The 17,580-nt window shown below is 69.2% G+C and carries 10 protein-coding genes and 2 pseudogenes; 2 read left to right on the forward strand and 10 right to left on the reverse strand.

Annotated features, from left to right (window positions below):
- Window positions 1–175 (forward strand): annotated as a pseudogene (locus G3I53_RS33685) (NTP pyrophosphohydrolase); the annotation flags it as partial.
- Between the two features lie 128 nt (window positions 176–303).
- Here the strand turns inward: G3I53_RS33685 and G3I53_RS07660 are convergent.
- The 9 genes from G3I53_RS07660 to ngcE form a co-directional block, all read right to left on the reverse strand.
- On the reverse strand, window positions 304–1,827 hold the full coding sequence (locus G3I53_RS07660; RefSeq protein ID WP_164333590.1) for an amino acid permease: 1,524 nt from the start codon (window positions 1,825–1,827) through the stop codon (window positions 304–306).
- A 145-nt stretch (window positions 1,828–1,972) separates the two neighbouring features.
- The gene (gene dxs, locus G3I53_RS07665) at window positions 1,973–3,898 is read right to left on the reverse strand and encodes a 1-deoxy-D-xylulose-5-phosphate synthase (RefSeq protein WP_164333591.1); all 1,926 of its coding nucleotides are present in this window, start codon (window positions 3,896–3,898) and stop codon (window positions 1,973–1,975) included.
- A 199-nt stretch (window positions 3,899–4,097) separates the two neighbouring features.
- Window positions 4,098–5,387, reverse strand: coding sequence for a sugar ABC transporter permease (locus G3I53_RS07670; RefSeq protein ID WP_164333592.1), 1,290 nt, complete (start codon window positions 5,385–5,387; stop codon window positions 4,098–4,100).
- The gene (locus G3I53_RS07675; RefSeq protein WP_164333593.1) at window positions 5,384–6,175 is read right to left on the reverse strand and encodes an ATP-binding cassette domain-containing protein; all 792 of its coding nucleotides are present in this window, start codon (window positions 6,173–6,175) and stop codon (window positions 5,384–5,386) included. The genes G3I53_RS07670 and G3I53_RS07675 overlap by 4 nt, the downstream gene beginning before the upstream one ends.
- A 173-nt stretch (window positions 6,176–6,348) precedes the next feature.
- The gene (locus tag G3I53_RS07680) at window positions 6,349–7,452 is read right to left on the reverse strand and encodes a substrate-binding domain-containing protein (RefSeq protein ID WP_164333597.1); all 1,104 of its coding nucleotides are present in this window, start codon (window positions 7,450–7,452) and stop codon (window positions 6,349–6,351) included.
- Window positions 7,453–7,586: 134 nt separating this feature from the next.
- A complete protein-coding gene (locus tag G3I53_RS07685; protein ID WP_164333598.1) occupies window positions 7,587–8,786 on the reverse strand; it encodes an ROK family transcriptional regulator in 1,200 nt (399 codons plus the stop codon).
- Between the two features lie 211 nt (window positions 8,787–8,997).
- Window positions 8,998–9,903 carry a carbohydrate ABC transporter permease gene (locus G3I53_RS07690; RefSeq protein ID WP_164333594.1) on the reverse strand — a complete coding sequence of 302 codons (906 nt, stop codon included), beginning with the start codon at window positions 9,901–9,903 and terminating at the stop codon, window positions 8,998–9,000.
- Window positions 9,900–10,961, reverse strand: a complete 1,062-nt coding sequence (locus G3I53_RS07695; RefSeq protein WP_164333595.1) for a sugar ABC transporter permease — start codon at window positions 10,959–10,961, stop codon at window positions 9,900–9,902. Before G3I53_RS07695 ends, G3I53_RS07690 begins: the two co-directional genes overlap by 4 nt.
- A 7-nt stretch (window positions 10,962–10,968) precedes the next feature.
- A complete protein-coding gene (gene ngcE, locus G3I53_RS07700) occupies window positions 10,969–12,312 on the reverse strand; it encodes an N-acetylglucosamine/diacetylchitobiose ABC transporter substrate-binding protein (protein ID WP_164333599.1) in 1,344 nt (447 codons plus the stop codon).
- A gap of 677 nt (window positions 12,313–12,989) precedes the next feature.
- On the opposite strand from ngcE, the gene G3I53_RS07705 reads away from it, so the two are divergent.
- The gene (locus G3I53_RS07705; protein ID WP_164333596.1) at window positions 12,990–16,793 is read left to right on the forward strand and encodes a GH92 family glycosyl hydrolase; all 3,804 of its coding nucleotides are present in this window, start codon (window positions 12,990–12,992) and stop codon (window positions 16,791–16,793) included.
- 327 nt (window positions 16,794–17,120) lie between these two features.
- On the opposite strand, the pseudogene G3I53_RS07710 reads toward G3I53_RS07705, so the two are convergent.
- Window positions 17,121–17,580 (reverse strand): annotated as a pseudogene (locus tag G3I53_RS07710) (hypothetical protein); the annotation flags it as partial.

Consider the following 17,580-nt stretch of genomic DNA (forward strand, 5'->3'; position numbering starts at 1 on the left):
GGTGCCGGGCGTCCGCGTGGAGTCGGCCCCCGGCAGCGGCGACGACCACATGGTCGAACTGGTGTCGCGGGCGGCCGGCCGTCCCACCCTCGTGATCACCGCCGACCGCGGGCTGCGCGCCCGCGTCACCGCCCTGGGGGCCGAGGTCGCGGGACCGCGGACGGCACGGGGGTAGGCGGGCCCCCGGGACACGCGTACGACGGGGACACGCGTACGGCCCCCGTCGGCCGCGCGGAGGCCGACGGAGGGCGTAGAGGGGGGCGTACGCGGCTGCGCGGGCCCGGTGCGGGCGCGGAGGCCGCGTCAGGGCGTGCCCGGCCCCGAGGGCTTGCCGGTGCGGTCCGGGATGGACGTCTCCCCCCGGCCGAGGCGGCTGTGGGAGCGGCTGTAGGCGAAGTACACGACGATGCCGATCGCCATCCAGATGCCGAACCGCAGCCAGGTCTCGGTGGGCAGGTTCAGCATCAGCCACAGCGAGGCGCAGACCGACAGGATCGGCAGGAACGGCACCCACGGGGTGCGGAAGGCGCGGTGCAGGTCCGGCCGGGTCCGGCGCAGGATGACCACGCTGACCGCGACGATCACGAAGGCGAACAGCGTGCCGATGTTCACCAGCTCCGCTAGTTCCGTCAGGGGCGTGAAGCCCGCGAGGATCGCGATGAGGACGCCGAGCAGGATCGTCGGCCGGTGCGGGGTGCGGAACCGGGGGTGGACGTGGGAGAAGAACCGGGGCAGCAGACCGTCCCGGCTCATCGCGAAGAACACCCGGGTCTGGCCCAGCAGCAGGATCATGCAGACCGTCGTCAGGCCGACCGCGGCGCCGAAGCTGATGAAGCCCGCGAACCAGGGATGTCCGGTCGCCTTGAAGGCGTCCGCGAGCGGGGCGTCCACGGAAAGTTCGCTGTAGTGCTGCATTCCGGTGACGACGATGGACACGCCGACGTACAGCACGGTGCAGATGAACAGCGAGCCGAGGATGCCGCGAGGCATGTCCCGCTGGGGGTTCCTGGTCTCCTCGGCGGCCGTGGCGACGATGTCGAAGCCGATGAAGGCGAAGAAGACCACCGAGGCCGCGGTGAAGATGCCCATCACGCCGAAGTTGGACGGCGCCCAGCCGAACATGAGCTGGATCAGGGGCGAGTCGAGACTCTCGCCGGCCTCGACGGGCTGCGCCTTCGGCACGAACGGCTTGTAGTTGCTGCCGGTGATGAAGAAGGCGCCGGCCACGATCACCACGAGGACGACGGTCACCTTGATGGCGACGACCACCGAGGTGACCCGCGCGGACAGCTTCATGCCGAGGACGAGGATGCCGGTGAGGACCAGGACCAGGAGCGCGGCGAGGATGTCGAAGCCGAAGCCCTCGGCGCCGTCCCGGGCGCCGAGCGCGGCGGGCAGTTGCCAGCCCGCGTTGTCCAGCAGCGAGTGGATGTAGCCGGACCAGCCGACCGCCACCACCGCCGTGCCGAGCGCGAACTCCAGGACCAGGTCCCAGCCGATGATCCAGGCGGGCAGCTCACCGAGGGAGGAGTACGAGAACGTGTACGCGGATCCCGCGACCGGGACCGTGGAGGCGAACTCCGCGTAGCAGAGCGCGGCGAGCGCGCAGACGACACCGGCCACCACGAACGCCAGCGCCACCGCGGGCCCGGCGTTGTTCTTGGCGACCGTACCGGTGAGGACGAAGATGCCGGTGCCGATGATGACACCGACGCCGAAGACGGTCAGGTCCAGCGCGGAGAGGGACTTCCTGAGCGAATGCTCGGGTTCCTCGGTGTCCCGGATGGACTGCTCGACGTTCTTCGTCCTGAAGAGAGGGCTGGTCACGGGTACCTCCCACGCGTGGCGTCCTCGACATGATCGTGAGGGGGCGTAGGTTCGAATGCCCCGGCGTGGGCATCTTCACGCGGACGGGCCGCCCCCGCCACTCGTCAGGGTGGCGGGGGCGGCCCGTGCCGGCGATCCGGGACCGTCAGTCGTGCGCCGCCTCGACCGGGCCGACGGCGGAGCGCTCGTACCTGCCGTCCAGCCGGGCCACCAGACCGGTGACCTGGCGGGCGATGTCCGGGGCGGTCAGACCGACCTCGGCCATGACCTCGGCGCGGGAGGCGTGGTCCAGGAAGCGCGGCGGGATGCCGAAGTCGCGCAGCGGCACGTCCACCCCGGCGTCGCGCAGCGCCTGGGCGATGGTCGAGCCGACACCGCCGACGCGGGAGTTGTCCTCGACGGTGACGACCACGCGGTGCTTCTCGGCGAGCGGTGCCATGGCCTCGTCCACCGGCTTGACCCAGCGCGGGTCGACGACGGTGGTGGAGATGCCCTGCCGGTCGAGCAGCGAGGCGATCTCCAGGCACATGGGGGCCAGCGCGCCCACGGACACCAGGAGCACGTCCGGGGTGTCGGTGCCCGGCTCGCGCAGCACGTCCATGCCGCCGACCCGGCCCACGGCGGGCACGGCCGGTCCGACGGCGCCCTTGGAGAAGCGGACCACGGTCGGCGCGTCGTCGACCGCGACGGCCTCCCTCAGCTGGGCGCGGACCTGGTCGGCGTCGCGCGGGGCGGCCAGCCGCAGGCCGGGGACGACCTGGAGGATCGACATGTCCCACATGCCGTTGTGGGAGGCGCCGTCGGTGCCGGTGATGCCGGCCCGGTCCAGGACGAAGGTGACACCGCACTTGTGCAGGGCCACGTCCATCAGGACCTGGTCGAAGGCGCGGTTGAGGAAGGTGGCGTACACCGCGAAGACCGGGTGCACCCCGGCGTGCGCGAGGCCGGCCGCGGACACGGCGCCGTGCTGCTCGGCGATGCCGACGTCGTAGACCCGGTCGGGGAAGCGCTTGGCGAACTTGTCCAGGCCGACCGGCTGGAGCATGGCGGCGGTGATGGCGACGAGGTCCTCGCGCTCCTCGCCCAGCTTCACCATCTCCTCGCCGAAGACGCTGGTCCAGTCGGCGCCGGAGGCCGCGATGGGCAGGCCGGTGTCGGGGTGGATCTTGCCGACGGCGTGGAAGCGGTCGGCCTCGTCGGCGAGGGCGGGCTGGTAGCCCCGGCCCTTCTCGGTGAGGCAGTGCACGATCACCGGGCCGCCGAAGCGCTTGGCGCGGGCCAGGGCGGACTCCAGGGCCTCGATGTCGTGGCCGTCGATGGGGCCGACGTACTTCAGGCCGAGGTCCTCGAACATGCCCTGCGGGGCGATGAAGTCCTTCAGGCCCTTCTTGGCGCCGTGCAGGGTGTCGTAGAGGGCCTGGCCGACGACCGGGGTGCGCTCCAGGAGCTCCTTGGTGCGGGCCAGGAAGCGCTCGTAGCCGTCGGTGGTGCGCAGGGTCGCCAGGTGGTCCGCGAGGCCGCCGATGGTCGGCGCGTAGGAGCGCTCGTTGTCGTTGACGACGATGACCAGGGGGCGGTCCTTGGCGGCGGCGATGTTGTTCAGCGCCTCCCAGGCCATGCCGCCGGTCAGCGCGCCGTCGCCGATGACGGCGACGACGTGGCTGTCGTCGCGCTTCATGATCTGGTTGGCCTTGGCGATGCCGTCGGCCCAGCCGAGGACCGTGGAGGCGTGGCTGTTCTCGATGACGTCGTGCTCGGACTCGGCCTGCGAGGGGTAGCCGGACAGGCCGCCCTTCATCTTCAGCTTGGAGAAGTCCTGCCGGCCGGTCAGCAGCTTGTGCACGTACGACTGGTGTCCGGTGTCCCACAGGACCTTGTCCCGGGGCGATTCGAAGACGCGGTGGAGGGCGATGGTGAGCTCCACGACGCCCAGGTTGGGGCCGAGGTGGCCGCCGGTCTTGGAGACCGCGTCGACCAGGAAGGTCCGGATCTCCTCGGCCAGCTGGTTCAGCTCCTCCTGGGTGAGCCGGTCCAGATCGCGCGGTCCCCCGATACGGGTCAGCAGCGGCACCCGTGCCTCCTTGCAGTAGAGCTGATCGAGCTGTTGCCGGGCTCGTCGAGTCTAATGTTCCGCGCGGGCCCGCGGACTCCGGGCGGTGCGTGATGGGTCACGCGTTCGGCTGTACCCAGGATCGGGGGGTCCTACGACACGCCTGTTGCCCGGCACCGCGGAGCGGCACCGGGCAACAGGCGGGGCGGACGGGCGGACGCTAGGCGCGTCCGGCCGTCTTCTGCGTCTTGCGGGTGATCGCGTCGATGACGACGGTCGCCAGCAGCACGCCACCGGTGATCATGTACTGCACCGGGGAGGCGATGCCCTCCAGGGCGAGGCCGTACTGGATGGACACGATGACCATCACACCGAGCAGGGCGTCCCACGTGCGGCCGCGGCCACCGAAGAGGGACGTACCGCCGATGACGGCGGCGGCGATGACGTTCATCAGGAACTCACCGGTGCCCGCGCCCTGGTTGGCGGAGGCGATCTTCGAGGCGACGAAGAGACCGCCGATGGCGGCGAAGGTACCGGCGATCGCGAACACCGAGATCCGGACCAGCTCCACGTTGATGCCGGCGCGCCGGGAGGCCTCGACGCTGCCGCCGAGCGCGAAGACCTTGCGGCCGTAGGCGGTGCGGCGCAGGACGAAGTCCGTGAGCATCAGGAAGGCCAGGAAGATCACGACGGCCAGCGGGAGGCCCTTGTACTGGTTGAACACGATCGCGACGACGAAGGCCAGGATCGCGAGCAGCGCGGTCCGCACGATGATCTCGTTCAGCGGACGGGACGGCACCCCGGCGGCCTCGCGGCGGCGGTTGTCGGTGAAGGCCAGCAGGAAGTAGCCGGCCGTCACCACGATCGCCAGGCCGTAGGCGGCGGCCACGTCGGTGAAGTAGTAGCTGGTCAGCTTGACGACCAGGCCGTCGGAGTCGAGGTTGATCGTGCCGTTGCTGCCGAGGATCTGCAGCATGAAGCCCTGCCAGAACAGCAGGCCGGCCAGGGTCACGGCGAAGGCGGGCACGCCGATGCGGGCGAAGAAGAAGCCGTGGATGGCGCCGGCCGCGGTGCCGGTGAGGATCGCCAGCACGAGCGCCAGGATCTCGTTCATCCCGTGGGTGACGCTGAGCACCGCGAAGGTGGCGCCCGCGACACCGCTGACCGAGCCGACCGACAGGTCGATCTCGCCGAGCAGCAGGACGAACACGATGCCGACGGCGATCATGCCGGTGCCGACCATGGCGACCGACATGTCGGAGAAGTTGCCGGCGGTGAGGAAGTTGCTGTTCAGGCCGGTGAAGATGGCCCAGATGACCAGCAGGCCGACGACGACCGGAATGGACCCGAGGTCACCGGCCTTCATCTTGCGCTTGAACTCGCTGAGGTAGCCCGCGAGGCCCTGCTCGCGCACCAGCAGCCGGGGGTCGACCACGGTCACCGCGGCGGCGGCCGCCTCGGTGTTCTCGACGGTGTCGGTCTTGGCGGTGGAGGTCTTGTCGGTGCTCACTTCTTGATCTCCCCATTGGTGCGCGCCGCACGACGGGTCACGGCGTTGTCCGTGGCGCCCGTGATGGCGGAGATGATCTCTTCCTGGGAGGTCGACTTGACCTCGAAGACGCCGTTGTTGCGTCCGAGGCGCAGGACCGCGACCTTGTCCGCCACGGCCTTGACGTCGGCCATGTTGTGGCTGATGAGGATGACCGCGTGGCCGCGCTCGCGCAGCCGCTCGACCAGGTCGAGGACCTGCGCGGTCTGCTCGACGCCGAGGGCGGCGGTGGGCTCGTCGAGGATGACCAGCTTGGGCTCGCCGAGCATGGAACGGGCGATCGCCACGACCTGGCGCTGACCGCCGGAGAGCGAGGCGATCGGAATGCGGACGCTGGGGATGCGGATCGACAGGGTGTCGAGCAGCTCGCGCGAGCGGCGCTCCATCTCCACCTCGTCCAGGACGCCGCGCTTGCGCAGCTCCCGGCCCAGGTAGAGGTTGCCGACGACGTCGATGTTGTCGCACAGCGCGAGGTCCTGGTAGACCGTCGCGATGCCCAGGCTCTGGGCGTCGTGCGGCCGGCCGATCGAGACCGGGCGGCCTTCCCACTCGATGACGCCTTCATCGATGGGGTGCACGCCGGCGATCGTCTTGACCAGCGTGGACTTTCCGGCACCGTTGTCGCCGACCAGGGCGACCACCTCACCGGCGTGGACCTCAAGCTCTACGTCGGTGAGCGCCTGGACGGCACCGAACCGCTTGGAGACCCCGCGCAACGCCAGCACGGGCGTAGCGGACACAAGAACCATCTCCTTCGCCGCCTGACCCGGCGGGAGGTTGTGCAGCAGATTGGGGGGTGTTCCGTCGGCGCCCCGCGTAGCTTGCGGGGCTGTTTGTCTGCGGGGCGCCGACGGAGCTCATGGCAGCCGGTCCGGTACGGGAGCCCGGTCGGGGCTCCCGTACGTCAGGACCTGGGGACTGCTTACTTGAGGCCGATCTTGTCGCAGGCGGCCTTGTACTTGCCGGCGCAGATCTCCTGGACGGTGTAGACGCCGTCCTTGACGACCGTGTCGTTGATGTTGTCCTGGGTCAGCGACACGACCGGGACGAGCACGGCGGGAACACCCTTGGTGGTCGGGCTGTCGACCTTGTCCTTGGCGATGGAGTCGAGCGACTTGCCCTGGGCGAGCGCGACGGCCATCTCGGCGGCGGCGTCGGCCTCCGGGGCGTACGGCTTGTAGACGCTCATGTACTGCTCGCCCGTGACGATGCGCTGCACACCCGCGAGCTCGGCGTCCTGGCCGGTGACCGGGATGTCGGCGATGCCGGCGGACTTCAGGGCGGTGATGATGCCGCCCGCCATGCCGTCGTTGGCGGAGTAGACGCCGACGATCTTGTCCTTGCCGAGGGCGGAGATGGCGCCCTCCATGTTGGCGTTGGCGTTCTCCGGCTTCCACTCCTTGGTGTCGTACTCGCGGCCGATCTTGACCTTGCCGTCGAGGACGGAGTGGGCGCCTTCCTTGAACTGGGCGGCGTTCGGGTCCGTGGAGGAACCGTTCATCATGACGATCTGGCCGTCCTTGGCCTTGTCGCCCAGCGCCTTCAGCAGGGCCTCGCCCTGCGTCTTGCCGACGGTCACGTTGTCGAACGAGGTGTAGGCGTCGATCGGGCCCTCGGCCAGGCGGTCGTAGGCGACGACCGGGATGTCGGCGTCCTTGGCCTTCTTCACCGAGCCGGCGATCGCCTTGGCGTCCACCGCGTCCACGATGAGGACGTCCACCTTGTTGGTGATCATCGTGTCGACCTGCTGGTTCTGCAGGCTGGCGTCCTGCTTGGCGTTGGCGTAGACGACCTCGGCCTTGTTGTTCGTGAGCTCCTTGATCTTCTTCTCGATCAGGGGCTTGTCGAACTTCTCGTAGCGCGCGGTCTGGTTCTCCGGGAGGAGCAGACCGACCTTGATGTCATCACCCTTGGCGGCGGCGCTGCCGCCGTCGTCCTTCTTGTCGCCCGACTCCGCGGCACTGCCGCAGGCGGCCAGCGAGACGGCCATCGCACCGGCGGCGATGGCAACAGCGGCTCGACGCATACGCGTGTTCACTTTCAAAAACCTCCCTGACGAGGCCGCGTCGCTGCGGCCGAGGTGGCTGGAAGTCAACTCGGCCACACGTGCGACGTCAAGGAGTAAATCCTTAACGAGATGGCAACGGTGTCATCCGTTCTCTAAGTGAAGGCAGGGGTGCGCCCTGCAGCGGTGCCGTCCAAAAGGGACGAGTCACCCATCTCACTCAGTGCGAGGGCGAGTGCCCCGAGCACTTCCGCGCGGCCCCCGAGGGCCCCCGGGAGAACGGTGAGTTGACGCGCCGCGCTGGGGATCGCGTAGCGCCCGACGGACTCCCTGATCGGCCCGAGCACCAGCTCCCCGGCCTCGGCGAGATCACCGCCCAGGACCACCCTGCTCGGGTTCAGCAGGTTGCAGAGGTTGGCCACTCCACTGCCGATGTGGCGGCCGACGTCGGCGATCACCCGACGGCAGCCCGGGTCGCCGTCCCGTGCCAGCCGTACGACGCCCGCCATGGTCAGATCGGTGCCGTGACTGGACTGGAGCAGCGGCAGCACGTAGCGGGCGGCCGTGAAGGTCTCCAGGCAGCCCCGGTTGCCGCAGCGGCAGACGGGACCGGACTCGTCGAGTGTAATATGTCCGATTTCCCCGGCGGTTCCGCCGGGCCCGCGATAGATCTGCCCGCTGATCACGAGCCCCGCGCCGACACCGCTGGCGACCTTGATGTACGCCAGGTCGCGCACGCCCCGGCCGCTGCCCCAGACCATCTCGCCGAGGGCGCCGAGGTTGGCGTCGTTGTCCACCTGCACCGGCACGCCGAGGCGCCCCCGCATCTCCTCGGCCGGCTTCGCTCCCGTCCAGCCGGGCAGGATCGAGGTCGACCCCAGGCTGCCGGACTCCACGTCGATCGGTCCGGGCACGCCGAGACCGACGCCGGCGATCTTGGAAGGGTCCACGCCGGTGCTTTCGATCAGCCGGTTGACCAGCCGTTCCGCCCGGTCGAAGCCCTGGGTCGCGGAGGCGTCCACGTCCAGCGGCTCGGACTGCTCGTCCAGCACCTGGTGGGCGAGGTTGCCCACGGCGACACGGAGGTGCGTGTGCCCGAAATCCACCCCTATGACGATGCCGGCGTCCTCGCTGAGCGAGACGCTGCGGGCCCGGCGTCCGCCCGCCGAGGTGGGGGTGACCTCGACCGTTCCGGCGTCCTTCAGTTCCCGGACGATGTTGGACACCGTCGCCGCGGACAGACCCGTCGTTCTGGCGATCTCCGCCTGCGTGAGGGAACCCGCAAGACGTACTGCTCGGACGACCCGCTCCAGGTTGGCTCGGTGCAGCGACGACTGCGACCCCGGAGTCTCCACGACGACCTCCTGCGCGCGGGGCCGCTTCGACGAGGCCCCGTCCATCCAACTAGTGAACTCTAAGCTGAGCTGTTCGGGTCGCCTCACGTCAAGAGGTTGAACTGTTTCCGGGGGCAGGAACACACACACGTACGCCGCAGGGGTCCGGCCCCGGAGAGCTGTCTCCCCGGGGCCGGACCCCTGCGTACGACGGGTGGAGCGGCGGTGGGCGTCAGCGGAAGGTGCCCTGCGACACCGAACCGGCGATCCGCCGCTGGAAGACGCAGTACACGATCAGTACGGGCACCACCGTGATCACGATCGCCGCGAACAGCGCGCCGTAGTCGATGTCGTAGACCTGCGAGGACGCGTAGGCGGCCATGCCCTGGGTGAGGACCCACATGTCCTGGTCGGTGTTGAGCGCCACCGGCAGCAGGAACTGGTTCCACAGGCCCAGGAAGTTGAAGATCGCCACTGCCGCCATGCCCGGACTGGCCATCGGCAGCATCACCTGGAAGAACGCCCGCCAGTCCCCGGCACCGTCGATCAGCGCGGCCTCGTACACGTCGTGCGGCAGTGACCGGAAGAACGAATAGAGGAAGAACATCGTGAACGGCAGCGCGAACGCGACGTAGGTGAGGATCAGCCCGAAACGCGTGTTCAGCAGGCCGAAGTTCTGCAACTGGAAGAAGAGCGGAACGATCGCCAGGAAGACCGGGAACGTCAGCCCGGCGAGCATGACGTAGTAGATCAGCCGACGGCCGGGGAATTCGAACCGGGCGAGAATGTAGGCGCACATCGCGCCGAGCAGCATCACCAGGATCAGTGCCGAGACCACGACGATCACGGAATTCAGGAAATACCTTCCGATGTTCGCGTCGGTCCACGCGTTCGCGTAGTTCTCGATCCGCCAGTGATCCGGCAGCGAGAACGGCGACGAAAGGATCTCGCCGGTCGACTTGAACGACGACATCAGCACCCACAGCATGGGCACGATCACGATCACGGACCACAGGATCAGCAGGGCGTGCGAGATCGCCGCGAATCTGCGGTCGCTGCTCACGGCGACGCGCGTCAGCTTCCGGTCTCTCGCCGGTTCACGGTCACTGGCCGGCTTTTCGGCGGCGATGACGCTCACCCGGCACCTCCCTTGGCTGCGGCACGCCGAGCTCTGGACCCAGGTGCTTTCCTCCTGCTCTCGCCCTCGCCGCCGCCCGTGAGGCGGTTGACGAGGAACACCAGCGCCGCGAACACCAGGGTGACGACGGCGAGGACGACGCCCATCGCGGTGGCGTAGCCGAACTGCTGCTTGGCGAAAGCGACGTTGAACAGACGCTGGCTGATCGTCAGGGTCGAGTTGTCCGGGCCGCCGTTCGGCACCATCGCCTGGACGTAGACGAACGCGTCGAGGGCGGCGATGCCCAGGTAGATGTACGCCGTCTGCACGCTGTCCCGGATCGCCGGCAGGGTGATGGAGATCGTGGTGCGCAGCCGCCCGGCTCCGTCGATCCTCGCCGCCTCGTACAGCTCGGCGGGGACGCCCTTGATCGCGGCGATGAAGAGGACCGCGTAGAATCCGACGAGCCCCCAGATGATGACGAACATCAGGGCCGGCATCGCCGTCGCCTTCTCACCCAGCCACGCGAACGTCTCGAACCGGTCGAGACCGAGGCCCGTGAGGACGCCGTTGAGCAGCCCGGCGTTCGGGTCGTACATCTGCGCCCAGATCAGACCGACGATGATCGCCGGTACGACGTAGGGGAAGAACGAGATGATCCGGTAGAACGACGCTCCCCGGATCCCCCGGACGGGGCCCTTGCCCGGCCCGCCCAGGGTGATGGCCACGGCGACCCCGAGGGCGAGCGTCAGCGTCACCAGCGGCACGAAGACCGCGAGGAGTGCGACGTTGCGCAACGCCTTCAGGAAGATGTCGTCCTGGAACATCTTCGTGAAGTTGTCGAAGCCGACGAAGTTGTAGTCCGGGCTGAAGCCGCGCCAGTCGGTCATCGCCCAGAAGATCGCCTGGCCGAACGGGATCAGGACGAAGATCACGAAGATGGCCAGCGGGACACCGAGGAACGCGAGGAAGAACGTCACCCGGTCGAACGTGAGCTTGCGGCGCCGTGGCCGCCCGCCGCGAGCGGCCGGCTCGGGCCGGCGGCTCGCGGTCTCGGCAGTGGGGATCGTGTCCTTCATCGCGGTGCTAGCTGACCTTGACCTTGTCGACGGAGTCGTCCTCGCGGACCTTGTCGGAGATCTTCTGCAGGGCCGAGGTCAGCCCCTTGCCGTCGAGGTCACCGGCGAGGAACGAGTTCCACGGCACCAGCTGGTCGGTGTTCAGCCCGTAGGTCTCGACGAACATGTAGTTGAAGATGTTGGTGCCCGCGGCCTCCAGCATCGTCGTCTGCGAGACGAGGGCCGTCGATCCGTAGCCGTCGGCGGGCACGGTGCCCTTGACGATCGTCGGGGCCAGCTTCGACTTCGAGAAGTTGGCGGCCGCCTTCTCCGACAGCATCGCCCGCAGCACTTCCTTGCCGCCGGCCGGGTTCTTGCCCTGCTTGGGCACGATGAACGGCTCGCCGGCTGCCGCGCGGAGCGACTCGTGGGGCAGCGCCGGCTTGTCGGTGAGCGTCATCGACGGGAAGCCGGTCATCTGGAAGTCGGCCTTCGTGGCCTTCTTCATCTCGTTCTCGATCCAGCCACCGGACGGGTACAGCAGCGCCTTCTGGTCGTTGCTCCAGAGCGCCTGCGCCTTCTGGAACTGGGTGCCGGAGCCGCCGGGGACGAACATCTTCTGCCTGACCATGGTCTCCATGACCTTGATGACGCCCTGGACGGCCGGGTGCGACCAGCAGCCCTTCTCCAGGTTCTCCAGAGCGAGCCGGACCTCGTCGCCGCCCTCCTTGATCGCCGAGTCGATCAGGAGCGTGCGGTAGTAGGTCGCCGCCTCCTTGCCGTGGACGAAGAGGTACTTGCCCTTCTTCTTCGCCTCCTGGCCGAGGTCGAGCGCCTCGTCCCAGGTCTTCGGCGGGGTCCAGCCGTTCTCCTCGAAGAGCGTCTTCGAGTACCAGACGCCGTACACGGTCATCACGTAGTTGAGCGCGACGAACTTGTCCCTGAACGTGCCGGGGGCCTTGACGCCGGGGTAGACGATGTCGGCGATCTTCTTGCCCTCGTAGGTGTTGGCCTCGAAGAGGTCGTCGAGTTCCTCCAACTGGTCGAGGATGCCCAGGAAGCCGATCTGGTCCTCACCGGAGTTGTCGATGAGGTCCGGCGGGTTGCCGCCGACGAAGCGGGGCTGGAGCTGGGGGGCGATGTCGACGACCGGGTCGACCTTGACCTTGAGGCCCTTGACCTGGCTGCCGAGCACCTGGTTGGTGTAGTCGACGTAGTCGGTGCCGTAGCCGCCGTCGAAGATGGCCGCCTCGACCGTGGAGTTCGCAGCGACGCCGAACGGGTTCGTGGCGCTCTTCTCGCCCTTCGGGCCGCTGTCACCGCCGCTGTCCTTGCTGGAGGGAGAGCTGCACGCTACCGCGAACGAGCCCACCGCCGCGGTGGCGATGGCCCCGCGCAGGAGCGTCCGCCTGTCAAGAGAGCCGGCACGAATGGTCATCTCTGCATCCTCACTGATCGATGAGCTCTGTACGGGTGTGCTGCGTGTGCGCCCGCTGCGGCCGGACGGGTCCTGCGCCGGCCGCACGTGGGGCGTTCTCGCCGTCGTCTCGGAGCCGCGGTGCGGCGCCGGTGATCAGCTGAGCGATGCCGGCACAACGGTCGCCGGGGCCGGAGCGGCGGTCGCACTCCGCCTGAACAGATCGCGATGGCCTACGCCGGTGGTGGATCCCATGCTCAAGTCCTCGCCTTCTCCAGGACTCAGGCGGTGAACCGGAATCTTCCCGGCACCGCGTTCGGGTCAAGCTGGGTCGTGCAGGAAGTGCGGCTGGTACTGGTCGGGTGCGGTGAGACTTCCCCGGAGTGCCGACAGGTATAGTCCACTTCCCGCCAACGGAGCAAGATCGAATGCAAGGTTCCCCATCGGTCTTTTCCGAGTTGAGACCTCGCGGGAATTCCGGCACCCGGCACGCCCTCCCGATGGAGAAATCCGCGCCGTTGAACTCGAATGCCGCATTCAACACCCTTGACACCTGCGGCCACTTGACCCACTACTGGTCCTTGCGCCACGAGATTGACAACGTTGTCCAAGCGCAGGGAGGGTGCTCGCGCATGCAGCACGGAGTTCGGCACAGATGGGGAAGGGCGGTCGTCGCGGCGACCGCCCTCGCCTTGGCAGCGGGCTCGCAGGGTGTCGCGGTGGCCCTGCCGGGCGCGCCGGCGAAGGCGGACCGGGAGTTCACCTCGTCGTTCGAGTCCGGGGACCCCGCCCCGGACTGGTTGAACACCGTCGAGACGGCACCGGGCGGCGGCAAGCGCGCCAAGGGCGTCGACGGCGGGTACAGCAGCGGCATACCGGGCAACGTCACCGACCGGGTCACCGGCGTCCGCGCCAGCGCGGAGAACACCGGCGGCGGGGAGGTGAAGGAGAACCTCGTCGACGGCGAACCGACCACCAAGTGGCTGACGTTCGAGTCCACCGGCTGGGCCGAGTTCGACCTCGCCGAGCCGGTGAAGGTGCTCCGCTACGCCCTCACCTCCGCCAACGACCACGCCGAACGCGACCCGCGGGACTGGACCCTCAAGGGGTCCGCCGACGGCAAGGAGTGGACCACCCTCGACACCCGTTCGGGCGAGTCGTTCGCCGAGCGGTTCCAGACGAAGATCTACGACCTCGACGCGTCCGCCGTCACCGAGTACCGGCACTTCCGCATCGAGTTCACGAAGAACGGCAGCGGCGGCATCCTCCAGCTGGCCGACGTGCAGTTCTCCACCGGGGACAGCGAGACGCCCGTGCCCGAGGACATGCTCTCCCTGGTCGACCGCGGGCCCAGCGGCTCCCCCACCGCGAAGGCGGGCGCCGGATTCACCGGAAAGCGCGCGCTGCGTTACGCCGGACGGCACACCGCCGACGGCCGCGCGTACTCGTACAACAAGGTCTTCGACGTCAACGTCGCCGTCGGCCGCGACACCCGGCTGTCGTACCGCGTCTTCCCCTCCATGGCGGACGGCGACCTCGACTACGACGCCACCCACGTCTCCGTCGACCTGGCCTTCACCGACGGCACCTACCTGAGCGACCTGCGCGCCACCGACCAGCACGGCTTCCCGCTCACCCCGCGCGGGCAGGGCGACGCGAAGATCCTGTACGTCAACCAGTGGAACAACGTGGTCTCCCGGATCGGCTCGGTGGCCCGCGGCAAGACCGTCGACCGGATCCTGGTGGCCTACGACTCGCCCAAGGGCCCGGCGAAGTTCCGGGGCTGGCTGGACGACGTCACGCTCGACCAGGCCCCGCCCGAGCGGGCCAAGGCGCACCTGTCGGACTACGCGGTGACCACCCGCGGCACCCACTCCAGCGGCGGCTTCTCCCGCGGCAACAACTTCCCCGCGACCGCCGTGCCGCACGGCTTCAACTTCTGGACCCCGGTCACCAACGCCGGTTCGCTGAGCTGGCTGTACGACTACGCGCGCGGCAACAACGCGGACAACCTGCCGACGATCCAGGCGTTCAGCGCCAGCCACGAGCCGAGCCCCTGGATGGGCGACCGGCAGACCTTCCAGGTGATGCCGTCCGCCGCCTCCGGCGACCCGGACCTCGGGCGTGAGGCACGCGAGCTGGCCTTCCGGCACGAGAACGAGACGGCCCGGCCGTACTACTACGGGGTGCGGTTCGAGAACGGCCTGAAGGCCGAAATGGCCCCGACCGACCACGCGGCGTCGATGCGCTTCACCTTCCCCGGCGACGACGCGAGCGTGCTGTTCGACAACGTCACCGACCAGGCCGGGCTGACCCTCGACAAGGAGAACGGCACCTTCACCGGCTACTCCGATGTGAAGTCGGGACTGTCCACGGGCGCCACCCGGCTGTTCGTGTACGGCGAGTTCGACAAGCCGGTGACGGACGGCGGGGCCGAGGGCGTCAAGGGCCACCTGCGGTTCGACGCGGGCAAGGACCGCACCGTCACCCTGCGCCTGGCCACCTCGCTGATCGGCGTCGACCAGGCGAAGGACAACCTGCGCCAGGAGATCCCCGCGAACCGCTCCTTCGACGCCGTCAAGAAGAGCGCGCAGCGCCAGTGGGACCGTCTCCTCGGCAAGGTCGAGGTCGAGGGCGCCACCCCGGACCAGCTGACCACGCTCTACTCCAACCTGTACCGCCTGTACCTGTACCCGAACTCCGGCTTCGAGAAGGTCGACGGGACGTTCAAGTACGCCTCCCCGTTCTCGAAGATGACGCAGCCGGACACCCCGACGCACACCGGCGCGAAGATCGTGGACGGCAAGGTGTACGTCAACAACGGCTTCTGGGACACCTACCGCACCACCTGGCCCGCCTACTCCTTCCTGACGCCGTCGAAGGCGGGCGAACTGGTCGACGGGTTCGTGCAGCACTACAAGGACGGCGGCTGGACCTCGCGCTGGTCCTCCCCCGGGTACGCCGACCTGATGACCGGCACCTCCTCCGACGTCGCGTTCGCGGACGCCTACGTCAAGGGCGTCGGCTTCGACGCGGAGGCGGCGTACGACGCGGCGGTGAAGAACGCCACCGTGGTGCCCCCGTCGTCCGGCGTGGGCCGCAAGGGCATGGCCACCTCGCCCTTCCTCGGCTACACCAGCACCGAGACCCACGAGGGCCTGTCCTGGGCGCTGGAGGGCTACCTCAACGACTACGGCATCGCGAAGATGGGCGAGGCCCTGTTCAAGAAGACGGGCGAGAAGCGGTACCAGGAGGAGTCCGCCTACTTCCTGAACCGCGCCCGTGACTACGTCAACCTCTTCGACTCCGAGGCCGGCTTCTTCCAGGGCCGCAACCTCAAGGGCGACTGGCGCGTCGAGTCGTCCAAGTACGACCCGCGGGTGTGGGGCCACGACTACACCGAGACCAACGGCTGGGGCTACGCCTTCACCGCCCCGCAGGACAGCCGCGGCCTGGCCAACCTCTACGGCGGGCGCAAGGGCCTCGCCGAGAAGCTGGACACGTACCTGTCCACCCCGGAGACGGCCTCCCCCGAGTTCGTCGGCTCCTACGGCGGCGTCATCCACGAGATGACCGAGGCCCGGGACGTCCGGATGGGCATGTACGGGCACTCCAACCAGGTCGCCCACCACGCGCTGTACATGTACGACGCGGCCGGGCAGCCCTGGAAGACGCAGAAGAACGTGCGCGAGGTGCTCTCCCGCCTCTACACCGGCAGCGAGATCGGGCAGGGCTACCACGGTGACGAGGACAACGGGGAGCAGTCGGCCTGGTACCTCTTCTCCTCGCTCGGCTTCTACCCGCTCGTCATGGGCAGCGGCGAGTACGCCATCGGCTCCCCGCTGTTCACGAAGGCGACCGTGCACCTGGAGAACGGCCGCACCCTCGTCGTCAAGGCGCCGAAGAACAGCGCCAGGAACGTCTACGTGCAGGGGTTGAAGGTCAACGGCAAGAAGTGGAACTCCACCTCCCTGCCGCACTCGGTCGTCGCCCGGGGCGGGGTGCTGGAGTTCGACATGGGCCCGCGGCCCTCGACGTGGGGCACCGGCAAGGACGCGGCTCCGGTGTCCATCACCCAGGACGACAAGGTGCCCTCGCCGCGCAAGGACGTCCTGAAGGGCGACGGTGCCCTCTTCGACGACACCTCGGCGACCGGCGCCACGGTCTCCGCGGTCGACCTGCCGGTCACCGGGAAGACCCGGGCGGTGCAGTACACGCTGACCTCCGGCGACCACACGAAGGCGCCCACCGGCTGGGTGCTCCAGGGGTCGAAGGACGGCACCGAGTGGGTTGACCTGGACCGGCGTTCGGGCGAGTCGTTCCGCTGGGACCGGCAGACGCGCGCCTTCACGGTGGCGAAGCCCGGGGCGTACGACCGCTACCGGCTGGTCCTCACGGGTGAGGCGGCGCTGACGGAGGTGGAACTGCTGGGCTGATCCGCCGGACGCGTGGGCGTCGGCGGGGGCGGGGGCGGGTCCGGGCGTGTCCGGGCCCGCCTTTCGTTTGTTCGGAGGTGTTTTTCGAAAGACGCGAGGCGGGCCCTGGGTGGGCAAGCGGGAGCGCTCCGGCGGCGGGTTCCGGTCCGCCGGCCGCGGCGCTGCGAGACACCACAGCCTGGGAGCGCTCCCACACCCCGTGAGGGGACGGTAGCGCCGGGCGCGGCCCTTGTAAACGGCTGCGGCTGTGGCTGTGGCTCCGGCTCCGGCTCCGGCTCCGGCTCCGGCTCCGGCTCCGGCGGATGTTCCCGGGCGCAGCACGAGGGTTCAGGGCAGGTCGTCGATCAGCTGCTCGAACTCGGTGGCCGTCTCGGCCCCTTCGAACACGGCGGCCACGCGCACCAGTTCACGCAGGCCGTCCGGGGCGCCCGCCGCGGCCCGCAGGAGGGTCACGACGTCCTCGCGCAGCCGGACGCCCCGCAGGTCGATCCGGCGGCCCAGCTGGTGTTCCAGGACGGAGGCGAAGTGCGTCCGTCCCGGCGCGTCCTGCATACCGGGCCACGTGCCCATCACGTCGGCGAGGGGCGCCAGCCGGTCGAGCGGCAGAGCGGGAGCCGGGACGCGGGCCGCCCCGGCGGGGCGCGTCGGGGTGGCGGGGGCAGCCGGCGGTCTCTCCCGGGCGCCTGCCGGGGAGTCGGCCGACTCCAGCAGGCGGCGCAGGGCGTCGGCCGCCGAACGGCCCTCGAACAGCTCGACCGCCGCCAGCAGGTGGGGCAGCCCGTGGCCG

It is taken from the genome of Streptomyces sp. SID14436, from assembly GCF_010548465.1.
Taxonomy (GTDB): domain Bacteria; phylum Actinomycetota; class Actinomycetes; order Streptomycetales; family Streptomycetaceae; genus Streptomyces.

What these genes read in the sequence shown, in the direction of transcription:
- G3I53_RS07695 (WP_164333595.1), bottom strand. Translation starts at nt 10,961, where the DNA reads ATGAAGGACACGATCCCCACTGCCGAGACCGCGAGCCGCCGGCCCGAG.
- G3I53_RS07675 (WP_164333593.1), bottom strand. Translation starts at nt 6,175, where the DNA reads ATGGTTCTTGTGTCCGCTACGCCCGTGCTGGCGTTGCGCGGGGTCTCC.
- G3I53_RS07680 (WP_164333597.1), bottom strand. Translation starts at nt 7,452, where the DNA reads ATGCGTCGAGCCGCTGTTGCCATCGCCGCCGGTGCGATGGCCGTCTCG.
- G3I53_RS07705 (WP_164333596.1), top strand. Translation starts at nt 12,990, where the DNA reads ATGCAGCACGGAGTTCGGCACAGATGGGGAAGGGCGGTCGTCGCGGCG.